Genomic DNA, 24,294 nt, shown 5'->3' with positions numbered 1-24,294 from the left:
ATTATTCGTCCGGCTTGAATTTCGCGGTCCAGTGAGGGTGCCAACCGATCACTGGTTCGTTCGCCATGAGGTGTAAGACGCCGCGCCGTAGATAATCGAGCTCGACGTCCTTGAGCTTTGCCTGACTTCCCGAGAGTGAGCCGCTTAGAGCGGTTCGGCCGAGCTTTTCTAGCTCAAATTCTACGCCGTCCCGGCCAAGGCAAGCGTCTGCGTCAGGTTCGATCGCACCGAATTTCGCTGCCCAGTGACCGTAAAGCTGATCCTTGAACTCTTGTAATTCCTTTGGCTGCAGCCGCAGGCTCTCAATCCAGCGCTTTATGTGCCCATCAGCCTTGTAGACATCAAGTAGCGCCCCGGCGACCGCCGTCTTGTCCGGAGCGTGCCCGATAGCCATCAATTGCCGAACGAACAGCCTCTGCAACAGGCGAGCCTTTTGGTCGGCGTTCGGGTCCGTGATGTCTTCGAATATAGGCAAGCTCGACACGACATACTGGGAAACCAAATCCGTAATTTTCTCTTGGAGCAGCTCTTTACTGATCGGCACTTTCTCTTTCGTTCTGAGGCGCTCGATCAAAACCCAGTACCACCAGCCAACCAGCGACTGCGCCAAGCGCTCCAGATTTCCGGTCGTAGCACCCGTCAGGCTTAATCGCTTGACGATCTTCTGGCGAAGGCTCTCGATAACCGCCACTCCCGGCACTATGGTCATGTTTCCAATCAGCACGTCGCGGGCGGCTTCTGGTAATGCCAAGAAAGGCTCGACGTTCTTCTTCATGCTACCCGTCGTTCCGGCCTCTATCTCCTTCGCGATCTGCATGAGAAGGCCTTTAGCAGCCTTTGCGTGCCTCGTTCCTCCCGTGATTCCCTTGGGCGCTAGATAATCCACAAGCATCGCAGAGGACGAGGGCTGGGCAGTGGTGAGCAAAAAGAACGCGGTTTTGCTTGGATCGACAGCGTCGTCCCTGACGAGAGAGGACCAGATGCGGATCGTTTTCCACAAATCCGCACTTTTGTCGGTGAAGGCCTTTGCCTTGGCGGGGTCGTGGTGTTTCAGCTGCAAAAGCTCAAACGCCTCGTCCTTCCCTCCGACGACCACGTCGTCGAAGGTTTCCACCATGAAGCCTTCCGCGGGATCATCCGTATCCAGGGCTCGAAATAGCGCATACTCACATTGGTAGACATATCCCACCAAGGAGTCTGCTGCAGAAAAACTCTCTATCCCAGACAATCGCTACCTGCCACCCAAGTCGAATCGACCTTGTCATCAGCTTGGCGATCTCTCGCGGCAATTGCAATTTCAAGCCGATATTTCTGGAGTGTTTCCCATAGGAAAAACAGGTGGTTTCAATCCTATTTGAATTGCGCAGCAAAAGGTGCTCCGACAACCGGCTGCGCCACCCGCGAAATACATTACATTGACAGGCCACTGATTTCTCATCCGCAAGATGGGCACCTCCTCCCTGAAGGCGCTTTTGGTAAAATCTTCAGGAACACAGGGCCAAATTAGCTGGATTCCGACAACGGACGAACACTTAGGTCCGATCCAAGGTCTTGGCGGTGGGTAGCTATCGGTATCTTGGTGAGCTCCGCGATTGCCACCATGAGAAAGGGTGCACTGGCGAGCGTCAAATCCATTGCAGTGACAGACTCGCTTGCAGAAAACGCTTGTACGCCTAATGCTACACCTGTCGTAAGACCAATCGCTGCGGCCGCAATCTCTAGGGCCCAGGCACCACGGTAGGTCCACTGGCCATAGCTTGCCAGCTTTTGACTCATCACAGTCTGCATTTTACTCGCCCCCCCGACAGGGCAACATCACGCCTTGATCGCCTGCCAGCATACACTTAACGGTTTTGAACGTCTTAGTTAAGGCGTCTTCTCTCTATTGTCTCTCTATTGTCGCAATAACTTTTTCTGCCCTTCAGATATAGAATACCTCGTCAAAAAATGGGGTTAGCAGACCGCGTCGCCCATGCATGGTCTTCGTTGGATCGGTGTAAGCGGAAAGCCGAACAGGCCGTAGCGCGCTTACTCCGTTACATTTCAGCTAGCAGAGTGTTTCGCATGGGATCCCATCCTTGTCGCGATCGAGTTTTCCGCCCCATGAGCAGTTTTGCAGGTACCAGTTGGCTTCGTCGCAGGAACCGATCTGCTTGCACGTTCTCCGCGGCTCGCAAGAATAGCCGCTCTGCGCGACCAGCTTACGGCTGATGATGCCCAGCGGGCGACTCGACGGCGCCGCGCCGTCGGCGTGCGCAGCGCGCCATTCCCAGGGTGCCTGAAACGTCCCGGCCCACAGGCCGATCTTTGAGGCTTGGGCTTGCGCCTGCTGCCCCCCATAGGCGCCCTGGCTGTAGTGAGGCCAATCCAGCGCCTGGCCGTGCTTGACCATCCAGGCGGCCACGCCCGCGCCGTCGGCGCGCCGACAATCGCCGACAAAGCGGTGGTAGCGGTCCCACGTCGCGAATGTGCATTCGAGCGGCCTCGACGCGGCCAGGAAAGTGTCCAGCGCTTCGGCCGATCGCCGGCCGCAAGGATACTCGGCGCCATTCGCATCGCGGCACAGCTGCCGGCTCTCTGGCGCGTCGATGCCGTTGAAGCGGACGCGCTGGCCGTGGATTTCGATCGTATCGCCGTCAATGACGGAAGCGACACCGGTAAGCGAGGCGGGCGCCGCCCTTCGTGGGCTGGCCTTTGATGCATCGTCGCTACGTTGCGCGCCCGACGGCGCCAGGAAGGCGGCCACCGCCGCCGCTGCCGTAAGACCGAGCATTGCCGGCACGCTCGCAAGTTGGCGCCGCCACAGCTTGGCACCGGTGGGTCTCTGCCACCGATTGGATCGATATTTGCGGTATGGCCTGCTCATCCGCTACGCCGACCAGCCCGGCCATGCGCTGTCGACCATGGGCAGGCCGGCGCAATAGTAATCGTCAAGGAACCGCCCGGTGGACCGGTCGCGGCAGCGCCAGATAACGCTGTAGTTCTGGCCATAGAATTGGTCCCACGCGACGCCATAGGTTTGTGGTGGCGGTGGCCGGTAATATGTTCCGCCTCCATAGCCGTTGTTGGCAGCGACACCCACAGCTGCGCCGCCGACAGCCGCGATCGCTATGCCTGTCGCGACAGCATTGTCGGTTTGCACAAGCCTGGTGCACTTCTCTGCTGTTGCGCCCCTGCGCACTAGAAGGGCCGCTACCCTGCTACGATACTGTTCGTCCGTGCTGCTGGCGAGAACGTGACATAGCGCAACCGTATTCATTGCCGTGAGATCGCTGTCCGACACGACAGCGCTCGTAGAGCAGCCGCTGACGCACAGGGCTGCACTTGCGATGAGTGCTCCAATTTTCATGTGAATCCCCCAAACAAATATTGGGGCGAGTCCGACCTAGAAGTCCAGAGTTTTGTTTTTCACTTTGCTACGATTCACAGCATGCTGCGGCTAGCTGGCATCCACTGCAACCAACCCTTCCGCCGGTCGTTGACTGATGCTGGGTTGATCTCAGCCACTCCAGAACTTGCCCGCTGGCTCAAAACCGGCGGGCTTTTTTTCCGCGACGCCGGAAGGCTCTATCTCGCCGCATGTTGTGGTACATCGGCACGCCGTCATCGGGCCGTGCCGTTGACCAAGGTGGTCCCTCCGCCATGGTCGGCCGGCGCAGTCTTGACCGTCCGCGCGGGCCATCCCAATCAAGCCCGCTGGCTTCGGTCGGCGGCTTTTTATTTGATGCCCGGCGCCGTCGGCTTGGATCTAGATCCTCGCCAGTGCCGGATTTGAAGGTAAGCTGCGGCGGTATGATCGCACTTCGCGCGGGACGGACCATTGGTGTGCAGCAAGAGCGCCGAGTTCATTCGGCCAAGATTCTGCACTCTAGGCCGAGGTAGGTGAAGGCAGATAGCTATCCGGCAATCGCTGAGATATTGGAGATAATGTTCCCCCATGGAGGTGTGTACCAGTATTATAAGTTTCCAAACTTCATGTACGAACGCCGTGGACGAGCTGCTGTGTGCGCTTGCCGTAAATCGCTTCCGCGAGTTCACAGTCGGAGGTTGGCTAGGACCCTAACGCGAGAGCTTCAACGGCCCCCTTCGCGATGAACTCCTCAACGAGACGCGGTTCACGTCCCTGGCCCAGGCCCGCGCGAGGCTCAATGTATGGCGCGCCGATTACAACGGCGCGCGTCCGCACTCGCACATCGGATGGCAGACACCCAACGAATGTGCATCGACCTTCAACCCGCGACGGTCGCTCGCGCTGCGCAACGTGAAACGCTCCGCGCCAGCACCCGTCGCGTCCACCGGCCATCAGGGCAAATCCACCCCCGGAAACGAACTCACGACTGGATAAAATTTGGGGGAAACGTCAGGGCGGCCATAACTTTGCAGTCTTCAGACGCGAGGCGGCCTACAACAGCGCTGCCCACCATGCTTGTGGCCCGCGACCCACACGGCTTTTCCCTTCAGATCGCACATTATGCTTCCTTCATGATTACCGATGTCTGCATGACCTTGAGGTCTTCCCGCACCATTTCCGCGGCGAGCTCGCGCACGGATGTCTCATGCACCCAGCCGAGCTTCTCCTTCGCCTTGGTGGCATCGCCCAGGAGAAGATCGACTTCCGTGGGGCGGAAGTAGCGTGGGTCTACCTGGACTAGGCATCTGCCGGTCTCGACATCATAGCCCTTTTCGTCGACTCCCTCACCACGCCATTCGAGCTCGACGCCGACATCTTCGAAAACCCATTCGACGAATTGGCGGACAGGGGTCGTCTTGCCCGTCGCCAGCACGTAATCATCCGGTTGATCCTGCTGCATCATCATCCACATACCACGCACGTACTCACGCGCATGGCCCCAATCGCGTTGAGCATCGAGATTGCCGAGATAAAGCTTGTCCTGCTTGCCGAGGTAGATAGCAGCGGCGGCGCGGGTGATCTTGCGCGTCACAAAAGTTTCGCCGCGCAGTGGGCTTTCATGATTGAAGAGAATGCCGTTGGAAGCATGGATACCATAGGCCTCGCGATAGTTGACCACGATCCAGTAGGCGTAGAGCTTGGCGGCGGCGTAAGGGCTGCGCGGATAAAAGGGCGTTGTTTCGTTCTGCGGTACGGATTGCACGAGGCCGTAGAGCTCTGAAGTCGAGGCCTGATAGAAGCGGGTCTTGTCCTTCAGACCGAGGAGGCGGATCGCCTCAAGAAGTCGCAATGTTCCGATACCGTCGGCGTTTGCTGTGTATTCCGGCGTTTCGAACGACACCTGGACATGGCTCTGAGCGGCCAAGTTGTAAATCTCGTCTGGCTGGGATTCCTGAACTACTCGGATGAGATTAGTCGCATCAGTGAGGTCACCGTAATGCAAAATTAGGCGCGGATCGGGATCGTGCGGGTCTTGGTAGATGTCTTCGATGCGACCCGTGTTGAAGGAAGAGGAACGTCGCTTAATCCCATGAACGACGTAGCCTTTTTCCAGCAGAAGACGCGTGAGATAGGCACCATCCTGTCCCGTTATGCCCGTAACCAGAGCAACTTTCCTGTTCTCGCCCATTTTCTTCCTGCTCTATGGTAGTTGAAGTTTCGAATCTGGCTCGCCACACCGGCGGCCCGCCTCATACCCTATGGTAGGATTTCGACAGATGTGGCGCGGAGCTCGTCATTGACAGTGTCAGCCAGCGAGCACACCTGCTCCTGCTTGGAGGCATAGCAAAACAGAGTCTCGCCGCTAACCTGCCTAAGTCGCACATGCGGCCTGAGTGCCGAACTCAGCTCACGGGGTGAGCGACATAGATTTCAATCACGTCGCACCCGATTTGCTCATCAATCAGCGAGTTAGGACGCCCTTCTGGGATTCTACATCCGTTCTCAAGCACGCACAGTCGGTTGCATAGCCGCTCCGCTTCTTCCACGAAGTTGGTGGCCACTAGAATCGTATTGCCCTGCGCCAGCAGGGCACGTAGCCGTTCCCAGATAAAATGGCGAGCATGTGGGTCCAAGCCACACTAGAACTCCACCATCCCTCTTTTGCGCTGACCAAGTAATCTTTGCCTGCTTCAGCGTCTTCTAATGGAAATTGTTTTGATCAGTGAAATCGATTGTTTGGATGAGGTGCATCCATAAAATGGATTGTTTGACAGGGCAGCGCGGCACATCGGCGGCACAAAGTCGTGGGCGCGAGGTTTCGCTCCGCGCGAAGACAAAGTTCGTGGCAGTCGGGGGCTTTGGGCGAACCGCAATCTGAGACGGCGGGGAAAAGCCGGGTAGGCATTACGTATTGACCTCCAAAGAATTTCGGGCGCGCTAGCCCGAAAACGGTGGCTGGGCTTCAACGATGGGCGGGACGAGGCGACCATCAAACTGGGATTCATACTGGAGGCGATCGCAGTGCGGCGAATTTGAACGGCCGCCTTTGCCAGCCCTCGCCATCGCATCCGGCTACAGGTGCCGAAGATCTTCTCGATCCGAGTACAAATTCTGTGGATCGGTTGGTTCCAGGCGTCAAGCTCTCGGCCTCGTCGCGCCCCCACATAGCGGTTGCGACGATGCGCGGCCTTCCACCCTTGGCGCGCACCGCGTCGCCGAGATGATTGCCTCGGTAGGCGCTGTCGGCAAACACTTCGCCGGGATTGTCGGGCAGAGCATCAGGAACGGCGTTGCCGTCCTCGGTGTGGGCGCCGTGACGGCGATCTCCTCGACAAGGGCCGTATCGGCCTAGGCACCGAAATGGGCTTTGAAGCAATGAAACGCTGGTCGGCGCTTGTACTTGACCCAATGGCCCTCTTCATCATCTTCGCTGGCCGAGGCGATGATCGCCGCATCGACAGGCGTGCCGATCTTCACCTGGATCGCTGAACTGGCGGGTGATCTCGGCGAACAACAGGGTCATGAACCTCAAGGGCCTGTCGAAAACGGACGAGAGCGGGTTCGCACAGGTGTCCGCTCTGACACCGAGAACCCGCAGAACCGTCGGAACGATCCTCCACATGGCTGCAGACGCCAAAATTCCTCTCCCGGACATCGTCGCACAGCATCGCGTGCCAGTCGCTCAGTCCAGCCGGCTCGAAAGCTATCCGGCAGGAATTGCGCCATGTTGGCGCACTTGAAAGCGTCAGAGGGCGCCGTGTCGCATCTTTCGATGGGACCAGACGCCATGATGGCCATAAATGACGTGGATGGCCTGCGCCTGACATTCACGGCTGGCGGGTCCTGCACATCCGTCCTTCAGGAAACGCCCGCAAATGACATGTTACGTTGAGGCAGTTAAGAATTGGACTTGAAAAAGGGACTTTGTGGACTGTCTCGACCGGTTGTTTCGCTTAGCAAAGCGCGGCCCCACGTCAGCAGAGGCTCATGGTCAAGGAACGCCTTAGTATCCATCACATGGATGGGCCACATTCACGCAATCAATTTTACACATGTCGCCGGGCGCATTAGAGAACGCTGAATTTAAACCGGAAGCGAGCGTACCCGGCGTCAAGATTTGCGAGCGTCACAGAGATAAGGATAGGCAGTGCTGAGGAGCTCTTCTGCCCCACGCGCAGCCTCTACCAAATCGCCCGGCGTAACGGTCGACTAGTATCGATTAAGAGATCCCAAGCCAGATGCAACCTCGTCTCTGAAACGAGATTTCCGAAAATGCAGGTCAGTGGATTGGTAAAGCGCAGGTTCGTCGTCTCTCAGAGGCGTACGGGGTTCGGTGATTGTCTGTGGTCGCTGGCGGCCGCTTGGCGCTACGCTCAGCGGTCGGGACGAACGCTAGCCGTCGACTGGCGCGGGTCCTGCTATCTCGACCAACCCTTCACAAATGCCTTTACGGTGTTCTTCCAACCGATCAATGACATCGCTGGCGTACCGGCTATTTGCGACGACCGGATCAACGACTTTTCCTTCCCGGGTCCATTCTTCCCGGAATGGTGGAATAGGCCAGCGATCGACTGCCTTTACCGCCCAGATGAGCAGATTTTCCAAGAGCGCGACGAGTTGGGCGAGCTCTTTCAGGCCGAACACGATGTCGAAGCGAATACAGTAGTGTGTGACGCTTGCTTGATGTGGCGCTGCGATGAGGATGCCGAGCGGCAGGTCTTCCAGAGTGTCAAGCCTCGGTCTGAAATTCAAACACGCATAGATGCCATATACCAAGAATGTTTTGAGGGGCACAGCATCATCGGGGTTCATGTTCGACATGGTAACGGTGAAGACATCATGGACCATGCGCCCTACTGGGCCGATCCGGAGTTCGCCGTTCGACAAGTGTGCACTGCGGTTGATAAGGCTAAAGCGTTACCGCACCCCAAGCCTGTGCGGCTGTTCTTGTGCACGGACAGCGCGCAAATCCTGGATCATCTGTCGGCCAAGTTTCCCGATCTTCTCACCGTCCCCAAGCATTTCCGATCCGATCAAGACGGCCCCTTACACACTGCAGCACTTGGGATGGACGGCGCAATTTCCGCCCTCGTTGAGATGTATCTTCTCGGGCGCTGCGATACTGTAATTCGGTTTCCTCCGACGAGCGCCTTTACACGATATGCACGCCTTTTCGTACCACGGGTAATTGAGTTCGATCTGAAGGAGCCAAGTCGTTTGATTTTGATAGAGGACAGCCAAAGAATCTCTGGTCTCAGTTAAGACCCGCCACCTGCACAATTCGGCGGATGCAACCAACAGGCATAGTTGAATGTCCATTTCTCATCGCAGCCATGGAAGCGTCGTACGATACCGATAGCGTCGTCATCTGAGGCCGTTCGGCAACGCGCCAGAACTTCGCTGTTACTCGGAGGCCGCAGACCAAGCCAGAGCGACGGCGATCGTGACGCTAACGCTCGAAAGGGCGCGGGCAATCACTCCAGAGACGAAATCGAGGTTGTTTAATGAAAGTGGTTCCCGTCATCATCAGCGGTGGAGCCGGATCGCGGCTATGGCCCGCTTCGAGGCAATCGCACCCCAAACCTTTCCTTAAAGTAGCAGATGGACATTCTCTCATTCAGCACACTGTGCTGCGCGTCGGTTCGATAAAGGGCGTAGTGGAACTCGTCGCCGTGACATCTGGGGAACACCTCTTCCTTACCAAGGACGAGTTCGACGAACTAGATTCCGTGGTCCTGCCACGCACCTTTCTGCTCGAGCCTGAAGGCCGGGATACGGCCGCAGCCGTTGCGGCAGCCGCCATCCATGCCAAGGCAACGCAAGGCCCTGACGCGATTCTATGCGTCTTCCCAGCCGATCACATGGTTGGCAACCTGCCTGCATTTTTAGACGTCATGTGCCGGGCCATCGAACATGCGAAGCTCGGGCGGATCGCCACATTGGGCATCACCCCAACCAGACCGGACACGGCATTCGGCTATATCGAAGCGGATGGTGAGAAAGTCGTCCGTTTCGTTGAAAAACCGGATCTGGACACAGCCAAAGCCTATGTCGCGTCCAAGCGCTTCTTCTGGAACGCCGGCATTTTCTGCTTTAGCGCACAAACCATGCTCGACGAGATGGCATCGCATTGCCCCGCGGTGATCCAGGCCGTCTCCGACAGCTACGAGAACGGGCGCTTCAGTCAAGGCGAAGGCTTTGCCAAAATCGAACTCGCGCCTGAGCATTTCGGCTCCGCCCCGCGAATCTCGCTCGACCACGCTGTCATGGAGAAGACGAACAAACTTGCCGTGGTTGCCTGCGACATGGATTGGAACGACATCGGATCCTGGAACGCAATGGCCGATTTGATCGCCCCCGACGAAAGCGGGAACAGGATACGCGGCGATGTGCATATGGTCGACACGACCGGCAGCTATGTGAGCTCCGACAAGCGCGTCATCGGCACGGTCGGTGTCAGCGATCTGGTGATCGTCGATTCCCCGGACGCTTTGCTTGTCGCATCCCGCGACCGCGTTCAGGACGTCAAGAAGCTGTTCGAGGGCCTCAAGGCTTCAGGACATGAAGCTCACCTGGTCCATAGCACGGTACACCGGCCGTGGGGTACCTACACGGTTCTTGAGGAAGGCGAGCGCTTCAAGATCAAACGCATCGAGGTGAAGCCCGGTCGGCGGCTGAGCCTGCAGATGCACTATCATCGTTCGGAGCACTGGGTCGTGGTCAGCGGCTCCGCGAAAATCGTCAATGGCGAGCAGGAGTTGTTCCTGGCGACAAACCAATCAGCCTACATCCCCTGCGGCCATAAGCATCGGCTGGAGAACCCAGGCAGAATTGACCTGGTGATCATTGAAGTGCAGAGCGGCGATTATCTCGGCGAGGATGATATCGTTCGCTTCGACGACGTATATGGTCGAACGTAGATTCACCCGCATGACGAGAACGGTCAACGTGTCGCTGACTAATTACCACTAGGAAGGCCGTCTGCCCACTCAGGACCGGATGCTTGTAGAATCGGGAATTGACCAAGGCAGCGGCAATGACCGCAATCGGCATCAGGGTGGGACAAATCAACCGGAAAAGACCGGAGAGCATAGTAACGCAACACAGTCCCACTGTCGAATAGCCTTTGATATTTCTGACTTTCCAAGCACCCTCAGGGCCCACCAAAATTGTATCAATGGCTTATGGCCGACTTCGCTCTGAAGTGGGCCAAATCGAGCTCGCTATTCCCGCAGCACTCAGTTTGATTGTTTTCGTTGAAAACGAGCAAGGACAGGGGGAGGGCGATCTTGTGCTGGCTTCTATGTGTCCAATCTTGCTCCTGTTCGTCGTGTGCAGCCACATAGCGCGGCTATCGCGAGGCTGGAAGGCCTCCGATCGATAGGTGCGGCGAACGGCGGCAACGAGGTGCGAATAGGATGGCTGAGCGTATGATCGAGAATACCGCAGCTGCGGTCTAGCGCGAAATGCAGCGTCTGTGACTCATGGGTCATTGCAGCGCGATGAACCGGAAATCATGACCCTAAGCCGCCCTTCATCAGCCCACCAGCGCCCAGAAGAAGGCGAAGATCCGTCACAATGCCTACCTGTACCAAGGCTTCAAGCAGTTCACCGCGAATGTGAAGACCGCCAGCCATTGCTTCTTCATTTTCGGCCATTCGCTCGCTACGAATGACGACCACATCCTTAACCGCATAGCGCGTGGCAAGTTTCGCAAGCTCTGTGTTGGCATCTATGGTGAACCAGCATCCGCGGATAACCAGCGGATCATGAACCACGCGAACGAGCTAGCGGTGCAGCGCAACGAAAAATCGCCGCTTGATGTCGTCTTTTATGATGCTGCTACAGTTCATGTCTGGGGTTTCGGCTTAGAAGCGGAATGACTGCCAACCAGGTCATCGAGCCGGAAACTGACCGGCCGGTCGGCCCAAAAATGACATTCAGTTGCCTCCAGCCTTTCGACACGAGCCACTTCACGATCTCGCGATTGCCAGCTAGCGGCTTGTTGCTCGAGCTGCGCGATCCTAGTCTGTGGTCGCTATGCCTCAGCAATAAGAATCCGGTTCCTAGCCGGGCGGAGGCGCAACGAGATAGCCAGCTCAGGACAAGGAGAGCAAACCATGGTCGCTTTTACCCTCAATGGCGAGGCGCGAACACTCGACATCGATCCAGAGATGCCGCTGCTCTGGGCGATCCGTGACGGCATCGGACTCACAGGAACGAAATTCGGTTGCGGCCTTGCCCAGTGCGGCGCTTGCACGGTTCACGTTAACGGCATGCCGACGCGCTCGTGCCAGACCGCAGTCGGCGACATCGAAGGAGCCTCGATCACCACCATTGAGGGCGTGTCGGGCAAGATCGGCGAAACGGTCCAGGCCGTGTGGGCCGAGTTCGACGTACCTCAATGCGGCTATTGCCAGTCTGGCCAGATCATGTCGGCCGTGGCCCTCCTGACAGAGACGCCGAAGCCGACGGACGATGATATTGATTCGGCGATGAGCGGCAATCTCTGCCGCTGCGCCACCTATCATCGCATCCGCGCGGCCATCCACGAGACCGCCAACCGGCTGGAGACTTGAGGCATGTTGCAGTTTCTCCCGAAGCATAATGCCGTGGGGCCTACGCGCCGCCAGTTCCTCCTCGGCACGGCCGTCACCACCGCGGGCCTCGCCGTGGGCTACCGGCTAATGATGGCCGCGCCCACCAACGCACAAACGACGCCTGCAACGGTCCAGGCGAACCCCTTCCAGACCTATGTCGAGATCACACCGGAGAACCGAATCGTCGTCCACTCGTCGCAGTTCGAGATGGGACAAGGCTCCTATTTCGGCATCGCCACCCTGGTTATGGAAGAGCTCGACGGCGCCTGGGCGCAGGTCCACGTGGTCGGCGGATATGGCAATACCGCGCTCTACGGCAATCTCGCCTGGGGAGGGGCCGCGCAGGGAACCGGTGGCTCCACGTCGATGAGCTCGTCGTGGGAGCGCTACCGCAAGGCGGGTGCTGCCGCACGGGCCATGCTGGTGGCGGCCGCGGCGCAGCGGTGGGACGTGCCAGCCGGCGAGATCACAGTCGCTTCCGGGGTCGTGTCGCACGCCTCAGGGATGCAGGCGCGCTTCGGTGACCTGGCTGAAGCCGCAGCGGGAATGCCGGTTCCCGACGACGTGCCGCTAAAGCCGCGCGACAAGTGGGCCCAGATCGGATCGGACAGCCTCAAGCGCTACGATTCCGCCGGCAAGACCAATGGCGCGCAGACCTACACGATCGACCTCAAGATGGATGGACTCAATACGGCCGTTATGATCCATCCGCCGAAATTCGGCGCTGAGATCGAGAGCTGCGACGCCTCCAAGGCCAAGGCACTCGACGGCATTGTCGATGTCGTCCAGACGCCGCGCGGCATTGCCGTGGTCGGCAGGGACATGTGGACGGCGCTCAAGGGCCGCGATCTCGTGGAGGTGACCTGGAACGAAGAGAAGGCCGAAAGGCGCGGCACGGCCGAGATCATGGCCGAATACACTAAGGCAGCAGACGATCCGGGCGCGGCCACCGCGCGCGACGACGGTAACACTCCCGCAGCGTTGGCCAGTGCTGAGAAAGTCATCCAAGGGCACTACGAATTCCCCTATCTTGTCCATGCTTCGATCGAGCCACTCAACGCGGCCGCCCGAATCAACGAAGACGGCACCATCGACGTCTGGGGCGGACACCAGATGCCCGACCTTTATCAGGCGGCTGCCGCTCAAGTAGGCGGCACCACGCCGGACAAGGTGAGGCTGCACGTGATGAAGACCGGCGGCAGCTTCGGCCGCCGAGCGGTCTCGGACGCAGATCTCATTATCGAAGCTGTTTCCACAGCGCGTGCACTGGGACCCGGCAAGCCAGTGAAGGTGCAGTGGACCCGCGAGAACGACATGCGGGGTGGGCGGTACCGGCCGGTCTATGTGCACGCAGTCAAGGCGGGGCTCGACAAGGAAGGCAATGTCGTCGCTCTCCATGACCACATCGTGGGCCAATCGATCGCGGGCGGTTCGCCCTTTGCGGCGATGATCGAGAACGGCATCGATCCGACCTCCGTGGAGGGCGCCACCAACCTGCCCTATGCGATCCCGAACCTGAAGGTCGAGCTGACCACGACGGACGTGAACATCCCAGTGCTGTGGTGGCGTTCGGTAGGCTCCACCCACACCGCTTACGCAATGGAAACCCTGATCGATGAGCTCGCCGCCGCTGCGAACCGTGATCCGGTCGATTTCCGCTTGTCGATGCTCGGTCACCATCCACGGCATGCCGGCGTGCTGAAATTGGCTGCTGAGAAGGCAGGCTGGGACAAGCCTCTGCCGGAAGGCCGTTTCCGCGGCGTGGCCCTGCATGAAAGCCTCTCGACCTATGTCGCCGAGGTGGTGGAGATCACCTTCAACGATGCAAATGATTTCAAAGTCGACCGCGTCGTCTGCGCGGTAGATTGCGGCACCGCGATAAATCCTGACCAGATCCGCGCTCAGATGGAGGGCGGTATCGGCTTCGGGCTAGGCGCGATCCTCCAGGAGGAGCTGACCCTGACGGGCGGTGTCATAGACCAAGAGAACTACGACACCTATACGCCGCTCAGGATCGAGCAGATGCCGCGCGTCGAGGTGCACATTGTGCCGTCCGACGAGCCGCCCACGGGCGTTGGCGAGCCCGGTGTGCCGCCGATCGGCCCGGCCGTCGCCAACGCGCTACGGGCGGCGACGGGCAAGACGATCCGCAAGCTGCCGATCATAAAGAACTTGTCAGCATAGCCGGGAATGACACCATGAAAACGGCCGCGATGAAGATCGCGGTCGTAGGTCGTTTTTGAACGCCTCCTGACAGGCGATCACCTCCATTCGATCAATTTCCGGCGGCTGCCCGGTCCAATATCCGGTTTAGAGACGGTAACCCGTGTTCTGAACGACCGCAGACGGTCGTTGGTGCTGGTAGCACTGAGAACCGCTTTCGAGACGCAAATGCCGCACGCAAATGTCTCGAAAGGGTCACGCTAGAGACTTTTGTACCACCTATTGCATGTCTGCTATCGCTTTCTGGGCGCGAGAAGCGGCCGGTCCTCTGACGGCCCCATAACAGGACATTGATGTCTTCGCGCTGAGCGTCAGCAGTTGGCTCTACCGCGACCTTTCTCAGGAAGGCTGCACACCGACGCGATCTTCCTTTCACCTTGCGCAAACCTCCCTTCCGAGTGAGGCGTTCAGTGCGTCGGCTTGGTGGACTGAGGCACTTCTGAGTGGGACAACAACATTGAAAAACATTGGAAAAGATTTGAATGCTCTGAAGTCCCACTGATCTCTTACCAATTGATTTTTATGGCTTTCTGAATACCCTCCGGGCCCACCATATTATTACATATCAATATGTTACGCTTAATTCTTCGGGTTTGAATTGAGCGCTGTCGGGTAAATCCGTGACTTTTAGCGAAATGATTTTGGGCCCGTTCGTCGATTTTCTCCGTCTCGTTGATGGCACCCGTCACAGGTAGCTCAACACTCCCGGCTTCAAAAGACCCTTCAGCGATGCGTACGGCAATCGGCGGCAACGACGTGCAATTAGGCGGGTTCTGAACTCGGCCGTAGTCTCAAAATGCCCTTGTGCGGAGCAAAGCGTGGATCCATCCGCTTGCAGGTTCATGACCCTTCGCCAATCGCCGCTCCAGTCGCGAGCGGAATACCGGCACCAATTGCACCGGCCGCGGCGGTCCGTAGACCGCGGCTGCGGCCCGGTCATCCGCTGGCCGGGTAGTATCGCATCTCCTGGAAGCTCCGATCTCCATTTGCCCGATGGCGCTCCCGATTGTGAAATCGGATGCAAGTGAAAAAAACTACCGGGCAATCAAAGCAGACATTTCTGGACTGTTTGCCGACTGGGGCGGAGTTTGGCGCGACGCTTGAACTTCAGCCGGGACCGAAATGGCCTTACCGACCGATCCAGATCACCACGCCCGGGAAACGCTCCGGCTGATCGGCCCCGATCCGCAGAACTGGGTGCCGGACCGGGAAGGCATCGACCACAATGTCTTCATCGTTGGCGGTGGGCAGACGGGGGCGACCTTTGCCTTCGCGTTGAGGCGTGCCGGCATTGGCAAGGTCACTGTCGTCGACGCGGCACCGGATGAAAGCAAGGCTGGCATCTGGCTCGCTCATGCACGGATGAACCGGCTGCGAACGCCAAAGGGCTTGCCGGGACCGGAACTCGGTCTGCCAGGCCTGAGCTTTCAGTCATGGTATGAAGCCCGCCATGGTGTGGAAGCCTATGCCGGTTTCGACCGCATCGCGCGGACGGATTGGGCGAGTTACCTGAAATGGTATCGCGACTTTCTCGGCATCGGCATTCGTTACGGCACACGTCTCATTCGCATCGAGCCGGCTGGCGGGCATTTTCGCCTCCACCTCGAAGCCGACGGCAGGCCCTCGATCGAAACGGCGCGCAAGATCATTCTGGCCAATGGCTTTGGCGGCAGCGGCGGTCCAGTGATACCGCCGGTACTTGCCGCCTTGCCGCAGGGCTTTGTCGCACACAGTTCTGCGGCAATCGATTTTGCCTCGCTCAACGGCAAGGCAATCGCTGTCGTCGGGTCGGCGGCTTCGGCATTCGATGCGGCCGGAGCTGCCCTTGAGGCCGGCGCGAAATCGGTGCGTCTGTTCGCCAGACGCACCAGCATTGCCAGTGTGCCGATCAACCGCGTGCGCGGCTATCCCGGCGCCTATGACAATTATCCGCTGCTGCCCGATGCGGTGCGCTGGCGCCAGGCGCTGCGCTTCCGCGAGGCCGGTTCGACGCCACCGCTCGATGCGGTGGAGCGGGCGGTGCGGCACCAGAATTTTCATCTCCATCTCGGTGCCCCCTGGACAAATGCGGATGTCGAAGACGGCAAGGTCGTCACCGATATCGCAGGCGAGACGTTTGCGTTCGACTTCGTCGTCGCCGGCACCGGCTATTTCGCCGACCCGACGCGCAAGCCTGAGTTCGCCGATTTCGCCGCCACCATCCGGCTATGGCGCGACCAGTACGCGCCGCCGGAAGCAGAGCTGGATGAATTTTTCGGCGCCCATCCTTATCTCGGCCTCGGCCATGAATTTCTCGAGAAGGCGCCGGGGGAGGCGCCATTCCTGAGGAATATCCATGTCTTCAATCCCGGCGGCTTTGTCAGTTTCGGCCTGCCGATCGGCGATGTGCCGTCGATCAGGCGCGATGTGCCGGCCGTTGTCGCGCGCATCAGCCGCGATCTCTTCCTCGCCGATCTCGACAGCCATGAGAGTCGCATAACTGGGAGCCATCCGGCCGAGTTCGGCGAAGACGCCTATGCCGCTTCCGTCTGGCGGCCGGCGCGGACCATCGCGGCGGAATAGACGCATTTCCATGGACAAACGCCGATGACCTTCAGCCCTGACCTTTCCGACCCGTTCGTCGCCACGGCGGTCGAACTGCGCGATATCTTCGATCGGGATGCCGTGGCGCGCGACAAGGCCGGCGGGCGGCCGGTCGAGCAAATCCGCCTGCTGAAGGAAAGCGGCCTGCCGTCGGCGCAGATTCCCAAGCGCTATGGCGGCAAGGGCGCACCCTGGCTGTCGGTGCTGCGCGTCGTGCGCGAATTCGCCCGCACCGACGGCTCGCTCGCCCATCTCTACGGATACCATCATCTGCCGCTCAATGGCGTGCTGTTCCGTGGCACGGAGGCGCAGAAGGACCGGCTGCTGACACGCTCGGCAAGGGAGAACTGGGTCTGGGGCAATTCCGGCAACGCCATGTCGAAGACGTCGACGGCCAGGCGCAACGGCACGGGCTGGATCCTTAGCGGCTTCAGGCCGTTCTCTTCCGGGTCGCACATCGCAGACTACATCCAGGTTGCCTGGGAGGACGGTCAGGACCGGCTGGCAGCCGCAATCCCGGCTGACCGTGAGGGCATCGTCATCGAGGATGACTGGGATGGTGTCGGCCAGCGGCAGACCGGCAGCGGCAAGGTGACGTTCAAGGACGTGCATGTCGGCGACGACGAACTGATCGGCTCGCCAGCGGTGCCGCTGACGCCGTTCCAGACGCTGACGTCACTGTTCCAGCAGGCGGTCCTGCTCAACCTGTTCGTCGGCAGCGCGCAAGGAGCGCTGAGCGAAGGCCGCGACTATACGGTCTCGCAATCGCGCCCCTGGGTCTATTCCGGCTATGAGAAACATACCGACGATCCGTTCGTGCAACGCAAATATGGCGACCTCTATATCCGCACGCTCGCCGCGGCCGAACTGGCCGATATAGCAGCACGCAGCCTCGATGCCGCCTATGGCCAGGGCGAGGCGTTGACCCTGGAGCGGCGCGGGCAGACGGCGATCGATCTCGCCACCGCCAATGTCTACGCCGGACAAATCGGCCTCGATGCGTCGAGCGAGGTTTTCGAGGTGATGGGCGCCCGTTCGGCCACCAAGGCCAACGGCTACGACAGGTTCTGGCGCAACGTGCGCACGCACACGCTGCACAACCCCGCCGAATACAAGAAGCGCACGATCGGCACCTGGTTGCTGACCGGGGAATTCCCGGCCGGCGGACTGTACCGCTGAGGAGGCGCGAAAAAAATGGCCAGGCGCAAGGACAAGCTAAAGCTCGGAGCGTTTCTTCTTTTCACCGGCCATCATGTCGCGGCCTGGCGCCATCCGGCGGCAGGCGAGGGGACCAGCCTCGGCGACTATGTCGAACTTGCCCGGCTGGCGGAAGCAGCCAAGTTCGACACCATCTTCTTTGCCGACGGCGTGGCGGCGCGGCTGAAGGATCTGGAGGCCGCCAGCCGCAAGGCGCATAGCGGCGTCTATCCGTTCGAGCCGATCACGCTGCTGTCGGCACTGTCGGCTGTGACCAGGAACATCGGCCTCATCGCCACGGCGTCGACCAGTTTTTCCGATCCCTACAATCTGGCCCGCCAGTTCGCGTCGCTCGACCATCTGAGCGGCGGGCGGGCCGGCTGGAATCTGGTCACTTCGTCCGATCCGGAGGCAGCGTTCAATTTCGGTCACGAGACGCATATCCAGCATGGCGAGCGCTACGACCGCGCCGAGGAATTCGCCGATGTCGTGCTCGGTCTGTGGGACAGCTGGGAAGATGACGCCTTCCCGCGCGACAGAGCAATCGGGCGCTATTTCGACAAGGACAAGCTTCACGTGCTGAACCACAAGGGCCAGCACTTCAAGGTGCGTGGTCCGCTGAACACGCCGCGAACGCCGCAAGGTCATCCGGTCGTGGTCCAGGCCGGGGCGTCGGATCCGGGCAAAGAGCTGGCGGCGCGCACGGCGGAAGCGATCTTCGCCGCTCAGATCACGCTCGACGAAGCAACCGCCTTCTACGCAGACGTCAAGGGCAGGCTCGGCAAATACGGCCGCTCGGAGGATGATCTGAAGGTCCTGCCTGGCATCTTCCCGGTCGTCGGCCGCACCGAAGCCGAGGCGCAGGAGAAGTTCGAACAGCTGCAGGACCTCATCCAGCCGGAAGTCGGCCTCGGTTTGGTCTCGGCGCTGGCCGGCGGCTTCGACCTCAGCTCTTACCCGCTCGATGGGCCCGTGCCTGAATTGCCGGAGACCAATGCCGGCAAGAGCCGGCAAGCGCTGGTGATCGATCTGGCGCGGCGCGAGAAACTGACGATCCGGCAGCTCTATCTGCGCATCGCAGGCGCCCGCGGCCACTGGCAGGTGGTCGGCACGCCGCAACGGATCGCCGACACCATGGAAGAGCGGTTCGAGAATTACGGCGCCGACGGCTTCAACATCATGGCGCCGATCATGCCTGGCGGCCTGAAGGATTTCATCGAACTGGTGGTGCCGGAACTGCGCCGCCGTGGCCTGTTCCGCGATGAGTATGAGGGCAGCACCTTGCGCGACAATCTCGGCCTGAAGCGGCCGGCAAACCGCTTTTCGCGGCATGCCGCGGCGGCTGCGGAGTAGGCCGGCAATGGCGCGCGACACGCTCTTTCTCATCCAGCCGGGTTTCGCCGACCCAAAGCAGCCGGGCCAGACGTTCGTCTGCCCCTATTGCAACCAGGTTGAGGGATTGCTCGCAGCCTTTCCCGATCTCGCCGCCAGACTCGACGTTGAGCGCGTGCCGTTTTCGAGGCCGAGAGGCAAGGTGATCGACGCGCTCGGCGAAGGCACCAGTCGCTGCCTGTGCTGATCATCGGCAGCGATCCGCTCGTCGACTTGCCGACGGCCAAGGGCAAGGTCTTCGCCGATGACACCAGGCGCATTCTTGCACTGCTTGCCGAGCGCCACGGCTTCCCGCATCTGCATGAGTGAGACGATGACCTTCGATCCCGACATCTCCAATCCATGGATCGCCAGGGCGGTCGAGCTGCGCGACATCTTTGCCCGCGATGCGGTCGAGCGCGACCAGCTTGGCGGCAGGCCCGTCGAACAGATCCGTCTGCTCAAGCAAAGCGGCCTGCTCACCATCCTTATTCCCAAGGAGTTCGGCGGCGCCGGCGAACCCTATTCGACAGCGCTGAAGATCGGCCGCGAGTTCGCCAAGGTCGACGGCTCGATCGGCCATATTTACGGTTACCATTTCAGCGCACTGATCGCCGCCAGGCTCAATTCGGACGAACCGCGCTCAGCCGATCTGCTACGGCGTTCGGCTGCCGGCGACTGGTTCTGGGGCAACACCGGCAACAGTTTTTCCAAAACGCTGTTCGGCCGCAAAGATGGCGAGTGGACGATCGTCAACGGCTTCAAACCCTTCGCCTCCGGCTCTCATGTCGCCGACTATCTTTCGACCTCGTGGGAAGACGAGGTCAGCGGCGAGAGGAAATTCGCGGCGATCCCCGCGAACCGCGAAGGCATCACCGCTCTCGACGACTGGGACGGCATCGGCCAGACGCAGACCGGCAGCGGCAAGGTCGCCTACAAGGACGTCAGGATCCACGACAGCGAGTTGGTGCGCGGTTGGGTCGACGCGTCGTTGCCAATCCGCACCATCGGCCCGCTGCAGCAGCAGAGCGTGTTGCTCAATGTCTTTGTCGGCACGGCCCAGGGCGCGCTGCTGGCGGCGCGAGATTATACGCTCAACAGTTCGCGGCCGTGGATGTATTCCGGCGTCGAGCGCCATATCGACGATCCATGGATCAAGCGGCAGTATGGCGAGCTCTGGGTCAAGACGCGGGCGGCGACGGCGCTGGCCGATCGCGCGGCGACGGCGATCGATCATGCGATCGCGCGCGGCAAGGCGCTGACCGAGCAAGAACGGGGTGAGGCGGCGGTTGCCGTCGCCGCGGCCAATGTGCTGGCAGGCGATGTCGCGCTCGAAGTCACGACCGAGATATTCGAGGTGATGGGTGCCCGCTCCGCAGTGCGCAAATACGGCTTCGACCGCTTCTGGCGCAACGCACGCATTCACACCTTGCACAACCCTGCCGAATATAAGACCCGCACCGTCGGCACCTGGTATCTGACCGGCGCTTATCCCGAGCCCGGCGTCTTTCGATGAGCGGCCGGCAGCTCCATCTCAACGTCAACATCCTGCATGCCGGCTTCTCGCCGGCGGCATGGCGGATGGACGGCGTCGACCCCTATGCCGCCTTCACCGTCGACCACTATGTGCAGGTGGCGAAGATCGCAGAGCGCGCAACGCTCGACGCCGTATTCCTTGCCGACCAGGCAGCAATCTCGGACCGCATTGACTATCGGCCGATCACATCTCTGGAGCCGACGATTGTGCTGGCAACGGTAGCCGCCGCGACCGAGCGCATCGGCCTGATCGCCACGGTATCGACCAGCTTCAACGAACCCTACAACATCGCCCGTCGTTTCGCGACGCTCGACCATGTCAGCGGCGGGCGTATCGGCTGGAACATCGTGACCACGGCCGACCCGGCCTCGGCCCGCAATTTCGGCCTGACGGGTGCGATCGATCATGGCCGGCGTTACGAGCGGGCGGCGGAATTCGCTGACATCGTCAAGGCATTGTGGGACAGCTGGGAGGACGATGCCTTTATCGGCGACGTCGCCAGCGGGCGCTTCGTCGATGCCGCCAAGGTTCATGCCATCGAGCACAAGGGCGCGCATTTTTCGGTGTATGGGCCGCACAATGTGCCGCGCTCTCCGCAAGGGCATCCGGTAGTCGTCCAGGCCGGCGGGTCCGATGACGGCAAGGACCTCGCCGCCCGCCACGCCGAAGCCGTGTTTTCCGCATCGCAATCTTTCGAGGAAGCGCTCGGCTATGCGCGGGAACTTAAGGCGCGTGCCGTCGCCTATGGCCGCACCGGCGGCGTGCCGCTCAACCTCGCCGGCCTAGCCACCATCATCGGCAGCACAGAGGCGGAAGCGGAGCGGCGGCAAGAAGAGCTGTGGGATCGCATTCCGCTCGACTACAGCCTTGGGCGGCTGTCCGGCGTGCTCGGCATCGATCGCGAGCGGCTGAAGCTCGACGAGAAGCTGCCAGAAGGGATTCAACTGCCCCCCAATGGCGGCCACACCTTCTTCAAGGCCACGCTCGCGCTCGCGCGCAGCAATGATTTCACCGTTCGCCAGCTGATCCGGGCGCTGAACGGCAGCACCGGCCACCGCACCATCGTCGGCACGCCCGAGCAGATCGCCGACGACATCGAAAGATGGTTTGTCGCTGGCGCCGCCGACGGTTTCAACCTGATGCCGGACGTCCTGCCGACCGGACTGGAGGTCTTTGTCGACACGGTGGTGCCGATCCTGCGCCGGCGTGGCCTGTTCCGCAGCGAATATGAAGGGCGCACGCTGCGCGACCACCTCGGCCTCATCAGGCCCGAAAGCCGCTTTGCACCGCAGCCGCGCAAGGCGCCAGGGCTGCTAGGGGCAGCCCTTTGAATGATCATAAAAATACAACGGAGCGGAAGGTCCTGCCATTGACCTCCATGCCCGGCCAAAATACAGGCCCGACAATGAGCGCTGACACCGAGTTTCTTTGGTACATCCCGAACCAGGTCGCTCCCGGTCACCGCGGCGAGCCGGCCGTCGAGAACCACAACAGCCTGGAGACGCTGACCAGCCACGCGAAGGCGCTTGAGGAACACGGCTGGAAGGGCGCGCTGATCGGTACCGGCTGGGGTCGGCCCGACACTTTTACCGTCGCGGCCTCGCTCGCTGCGCGGACCACCTCCTTCGAGCCGCTCATCGCGATCCGCCCGGGATACTGGCGGCCGGCGCACTTCGCATCCGCCGTAGCCACGCTCGACCAGCTGACCGCCGGTCGCGTGCGTATCAACATAGTGTCAGGCAAGGACAACCTCGCTGCGTATGGCGACAGCGAAGGTGACCAGATACATCGCTATGCCCGTACCAGAGAGTTCATGCGCCTGGTTCGCAGACTTTGGACTGAAGAGAACGTGACCTTTGCGGGCGAGCACTTCCAGGTCACTGGCTCTACCGTGATGCCCCGCATCCATGTCCGTGGCGATCGTCGCCATCCCAAGCTCTACTTCGGCGGCGCGTCGGAGGCGGCGGAGCGGGTGTCGGCCAGCGAGGCGGATGTCCAGCTCTTCTGGGGCGAGCCGCTCGACGGCGTCCGGGAGCGGATCGAGCGGCTCAAAGCCTTGAGCAGGGAACTCGACCGAGACCTCCCGCCTCTGGAGTTCGGGTTGCGGGTCACCACGCTGGTCCGCGACACCGCTGGGCAGGCCTGGGCGGACGCAGAAGCGAAGGTCGACGAGATGGCCAAGGGCCAGGGAGCCGGCTGGAACGATCACGGTCGGGCGGTAGCGGTGGGCCAGCAGCGTCTGCTCGATCTGCACGCGCGCGGCGAGGTGCTGGACGACAATCTCTATACTGCGCCGGGCAAATATGGCGGCGGCGGCGCTGGCACCACCTGGCTGGTCGGCTCGGCCGCCGACGTCGCCCGCTCGCTCGGCAGATACCGGGATCTGGGCATCAAGCATTTCGTGCTCTCGGACACGCCGTATCTTTACGAGATCAAGCGGCAGGGCGATCAGTTGCTTCCGCTATTGCGCAATGGGGCAGAAGCCGCGCTTCTTGAATGACCTGGGGTCGTCAGAACACCGAATAAGCCAGATTGCCAGTAGGGAAGACGATGTCACAGCCGGCCGCATTCAGCATCCGCCCTTCCGACGCCGACCTGCGTGGTGAAGCGGCGCTGCGGCGGCGTTACCGGGCGCCGCAACATACGCATACCGGAAACTGGAACGAAGCCCTCGAGGCGATCCTTTCGCATCGCTCGGTCCGCAATTATCTCGCCAAGCCTCTGCCCGAAGGGACGCTGGAACTGATCGTCGCCGCCGCCCAGTCGGCGCCGACTTCTTCCAATCTCCAGGCGTGGAGCGTCATCGCAGTCGAGGATCCGGCGCGCAAGGCGCGGCTTGCCGGACTGGCGGCGATCAATCGCCATATCGAGCAGGCGCCGCTGCTGCTGGTCTGGCTGGCCGACCTCTCGCGGCTGCGTGCCATTGCCGAGGCAAAAGGCCGGGTGGGCGAGGGGCTAGACTATCAGGAGAGTTTTCTGCTGGCCGTGATCGACGCCGCACTTGCCGCACAGAACGCCGTGGTGGCGACCGATGCGCTCGGGCTCGGCTCCTGCTACATCGGCGCGATGCGCAATCATCCGCAGGAGGTGGCGCGCGAACTCGGCCTCCCGCCGGAAACCGTTGCGGTGTTCGGCCTGACCGTCGGCTATCCCGATCTCCTGGCTGCGACTGACATCAAACCCAGACTGCCGCAGGCTGTGGTGCTGCACCGCGAGCGCTATCGATCAGAGCCCGATCCGGACGATCTTGCAGCCTACAACCAGAGGCTTCGTTTATTCCAGCAGGAGCAGGCGATGCCTGTGGTGGACTGGACAGAGTTGGTTTCGAACCGCATCGGCAGCAAAGCAGCGCTGAAAGGCCGTGATCGCCTGGGCGAAGTGCTGAAGGCCCTGGGCTTCAAGCTCAAATAGGCGCGCGCCTGCTCGCGAGA

Annotated in this window: 16 protein-coding genes and 4 pseudogenes; 14 read left to right on the top strand and 6 right to left on the bottom strand. The window is 60.6% G+C overall.

The window, feature by feature from the left end; translation table 11 throughout:
* Window position 1 precedes the first annotated feature (1 nt).
* The 3 genes from NKJ55_RS09910 to NKJ55_RS09900 all read right to left on the bottom strand — a co-directional run bounded on the left by NKJ55_RS09910 (window position 2) and on the right by NKJ55_RS09900 (window position 3,142).
* Window positions 2-1,117 carry an ABC-three component system protein gene (locus NKJ55_RS09910; RefSeq protein WP_352449732.1) on the bottom strand — a complete coding sequence of 372 codons (1,116 nt, stop codon included), beginning with the start codon at window positions 1,115-1,117 and terminating at the stop codon, window positions 2-4.
* Window positions 1,118-2,047: 930 nt separating this feature from the next.
* Complete coding sequence (locus NKJ55_RS09905) at window positions 2,048-2,746, bottom strand: thermonuclease family protein (protein ID WP_352449731.1); 699 nt, start codon at window positions 2,744-2,746, stop codon at window positions 2,048-2,050.
* 123 nt (window positions 2,747-2,869) lie between these two features.
* Window positions 2,870-3,142 (bottom strand): hypothetical protein, encoded by a 273-nt coding sequence (locus tag NKJ55_RS09900; protein ID WP_023680062.1) that lies wholly within the window; start codon window positions 3,140-3,142, stop codon window positions 2,870-2,872.
* Window positions 3,143-4,066: 924 nt separating this feature from the next.
* Here NKJ55_RS09900 and NKJ55_RS09895 point away from each other — a divergent pair.
* Window positions 4,067-4,345 (top strand): annotated as a pseudogene (locus NKJ55_RS09895) (integrase core domain-containing protein); the annotation flags it as partial.
* Window positions 4,346-4,469: 124 nt separating this feature from the next.
* Here the strand turns inward: NKJ55_RS09895 and gmd are convergent.
* The 3 genes and pseudogenes from gmd to NKJ55_RS09880 form a co-directional block, all read right to left on the bottom strand.
* Window positions 4,470-5,540 (bottom strand): GDP-mannose 4,6-dehydratase, encoded by a 1,071-nt coding sequence (gene gmd, locus NKJ55_RS09890; protein WP_023718702.1) that lies wholly within the window; start codon window positions 5,538-5,540, stop codon window positions 4,470-4,472.
* A 131-nt stretch (window positions 5,541-5,671) separates the two neighbouring features.
* Window positions 5,672-5,988, bottom strand: a pseudogene (locus tag NKJ55_RS09885) (nodulation factor ABC transporter ATP-binding protein NodI); the annotation flags it as partial.
* 712 nt (window positions 5,989-6,700) lie between these two features.
* Window positions 6,701-6,829 carry a hypothetical protein gene (locus NKJ55_RS09880; RefSeq protein WP_352449730.1) on the bottom strand — a complete coding sequence of 43 codons (129 nt, stop codon included), beginning with the start codon at window positions 6,827-6,829 and terminating at the stop codon, window positions 6,701-6,703.
* Window positions 6,830-7,624: 795 nt separating this feature from the next.
* Between NKJ55_RS09880 and NKJ55_RS09875 the strand changes: the two genes are divergently transcribed.
* The 13 genes and pseudogenes from NKJ55_RS09875 (at window position 7,625) to NKJ55_RS09815 (ending at window position 24,274) form a co-directional block, all read left to right on the top strand.
* Complete coding sequence (locus tag NKJ55_RS09875; protein WP_352449729.1) at window positions 7,625-8,614, top strand: nodulation protein NodZ; 990 nt, start codon at window positions 7,625-7,627, stop codon at window positions 8,612-8,614.
* A gap of 242 nt (window positions 8,615-8,856) precedes the next feature.
* A complete protein-coding gene (locus NKJ55_RS09870; RefSeq protein ID WP_352449728.1) occupies window positions 8,857-10,272 on the top strand; it encodes a mannose-1-phosphate guanylyltransferase/mannose-6-phosphate isomerase in 1,416 nt (471 codons plus the stop codon).
* A 636-nt stretch (window positions 10,273-10,908) separates the two neighbouring features.
* Window positions 10,909-11,235: pseudogene (locus NKJ55_RS09865) on the top strand (DUF4917 family protein); the annotation flags it as partial.
* Window positions 11,236-11,472: 237 nt separating this feature from the next.
* A complete protein-coding gene (locus tag NKJ55_RS09860; RefSeq protein ID WP_352449727.1) occupies window positions 11,473-11,931 on the top strand; it encodes a (2Fe-2S)-binding protein in 459 nt (152 codons plus the stop codon).
* 3 nt (window positions 11,932-11,934) lie between these two features.
* On the top strand, window positions 11,935-14,136 hold the full coding sequence (locus NKJ55_RS09855; RefSeq protein ID WP_352449726.1) for a xanthine dehydrogenase family protein molybdopterin-binding subunit: 2,202 nt from the start codon (window positions 11,935-11,937) through the stop codon (window positions 14,134-14,136).
* Between the two features lie 1,161 nt (window positions 14,137-15,297).
* Window positions 15,298-16,737: an NAD(P)-binding domain-containing protein gene (locus NKJ55_RS09850; RefSeq protein WP_352449725.1), complete on the top strand. Its 1,440-nt coding sequence runs from the start codon at window positions 15,298-15,300 to the stop codon at window positions 16,735-16,737.
* Window positions 16,738-16,761: 24 nt separating this feature from the next.
* The gene (locus NKJ55_RS09845; protein WP_352449724.1) at window positions 16,762-17,937 is read left to right on the top strand and encodes an acyl-CoA dehydrogenase family protein; all 1,176 of its coding nucleotides are present in this window, start codon (window positions 16,762-16,764) and stop codon (window positions 17,935-17,937) included.
* Between the two features lie 15 nt (window positions 17,938-17,952).
* Window positions 17,953-19,308, top strand: a complete 1,356-nt coding sequence (locus tag NKJ55_RS09840; protein ID WP_352449723.1) for an LLM class flavin-dependent oxidoreductase — start codon at window positions 17,953-17,955, stop codon at window positions 19,306-19,308.
* Window positions 19,309-19,315: 7 nt separating this feature from the next.
* A pseudogene (locus NKJ55_RS09835) lies at window positions 19,316-19,656 on the top strand (DUF3088 domain-containing protein).
* A gap of 4 nt (window positions 19,657-19,660) precedes the next feature.
* A complete protein-coding gene (locus NKJ55_RS09830) occupies window positions 19,661-20,842 on the top strand; it encodes an acyl-CoA dehydrogenase family protein (protein ID WP_352449722.1) in 1,182 nt (393 codons plus the stop codon).
* A complete protein-coding gene (locus NKJ55_RS09825) occupies window positions 20,839-22,194 on the top strand; it encodes an LLM class flavin-dependent oxidoreductase (protein ID WP_352449721.1) in 1,356 nt (451 codons plus the stop codon). Before NKJ55_RS09830 ends, NKJ55_RS09825 begins: the two co-directional genes overlap by 4 nt.
* Before the next feature lie 74 nt (window positions 22,195-22,268).
* Window positions 22,269-23,363 carry an LLM class flavin-dependent oxidoreductase gene (locus NKJ55_RS09820; RefSeq protein WP_352449720.1) on the top strand — a complete coding sequence of 365 codons (1,095 nt, stop codon included), beginning with the start codon at window positions 22,269-22,271 and terminating at the stop codon, window positions 23,361-23,363.
* 50 nt (window positions 23,364-23,413) lie between these two features.
* On the top strand, window positions 23,414-24,274 hold the full coding sequence (locus NKJ55_RS09815) for an NADPH-dependent oxidoreductase (protein WP_352449719.1): 861 nt from the start codon (window positions 23,414-23,416) through the stop codon (window positions 24,272-24,274).
* Window positions 24,275-24,294: the final 20 nt, after the last annotated feature.

It is taken from the genome of Mesorhizobium sp. M0106 (assembly GCF_040322715.1).
In the GTDB taxonomy this organism is placed as follows: domain Bacteria; phylum Pseudomonadota; class Alphaproteobacteria; order Rhizobiales; family Rhizobiaceae; genus Mesorhizobium.
Note: the sequence above shows the minus strand (reverse complement) of the source record. Positions and strands in the feature narration are given on the sequence as shown.

Bases quoted from the DNA above. Each gene is read 5' to 3' on its own strand.
- NKJ55_RS09910 (WP_352449732.1), bottom strand. From the start codon at position 1,117: ATGGTGGAAACCTTCGACGACGTGGTCGTCGGAGGGAAGGACGAGGCG.
- gmd (WP_023718702.1), bottom strand. From the start codon at position 5,540: ATGGGCGAGAACAGGAAAGTTGCTCTGGTTACGGGCATAACGGGACAG.
- NKJ55_RS09875 (WP_352449729.1), top strand. From the start codon at position 7,625: ATGCAGGTCAGTGGATTGGTAAAGCGCAGGTTCGTCGTCTCTCAGAGG.
- NKJ55_RS09870 (WP_352449728.1), top strand. From the start codon at position 8,857: ATGAAAGTGGTTCCCGTCATCATCAGCGGTGGAGCCGGATCGCGGCTA.
- NKJ55_RS09860 (WP_352449727.1), top strand. From the start codon at position 11,473: ATGGTCGCTTTTACCCTCAATGGCGAGGCGCGAACACTCGACATCGAT.
- NKJ55_RS09855 (WP_352449726.1), top strand. From the start codon at position 11,935: ATGTTGCAGTTTCTCCCGAAGCATAATGCCGTGGGGCCTACGCGCCGC.
- NKJ55_RS09850 (WP_352449725.1), top strand. From the start codon at position 15,298: ATGGCCTTACCGACCGATCCAGATCACCACGCCCGGGAAACGCTCCGG.
- NKJ55_RS09845 (WP_352449724.1), top strand. From the start codon at position 16,762: ATGACCTTCAGCCCTGACCTTTCCGACCCGTTCGTCGCCACGGCGGTC.
- NKJ55_RS09840 (WP_352449723.1), top strand. From the start codon at position 17,953: ATGGCCAGGCGCAAGGACAAGCTAAAGCTCGGAGCGTTTCTTCTTTTC.
- NKJ55_RS09830 (WP_352449722.1), top strand. From the start codon at position 19,661: ATGACCTTCGATCCCGACATCTCCAATCCATGGATCGCCAGGGCGGTC.
- NKJ55_RS09825 (WP_352449721.1), top strand. From the start codon at position 20,839: ATGAGCGGCCGGCAGCTCCATCTCAACGTCAACATCCTGCATGCCGGC.
- NKJ55_RS09820 (WP_352449720.1), top strand. From the start codon at position 22,269: ATGAGCGCTGACACCGAGTTTCTTTGGTACATCCCGAACCAGGTCGCT.
- NKJ55_RS09815 (WP_352449719.1), top strand. From the start codon at position 23,414: ATGTCACAGCCGGCCGCATTCAGCATCCGCCCTTCCGACGCCGACCTG.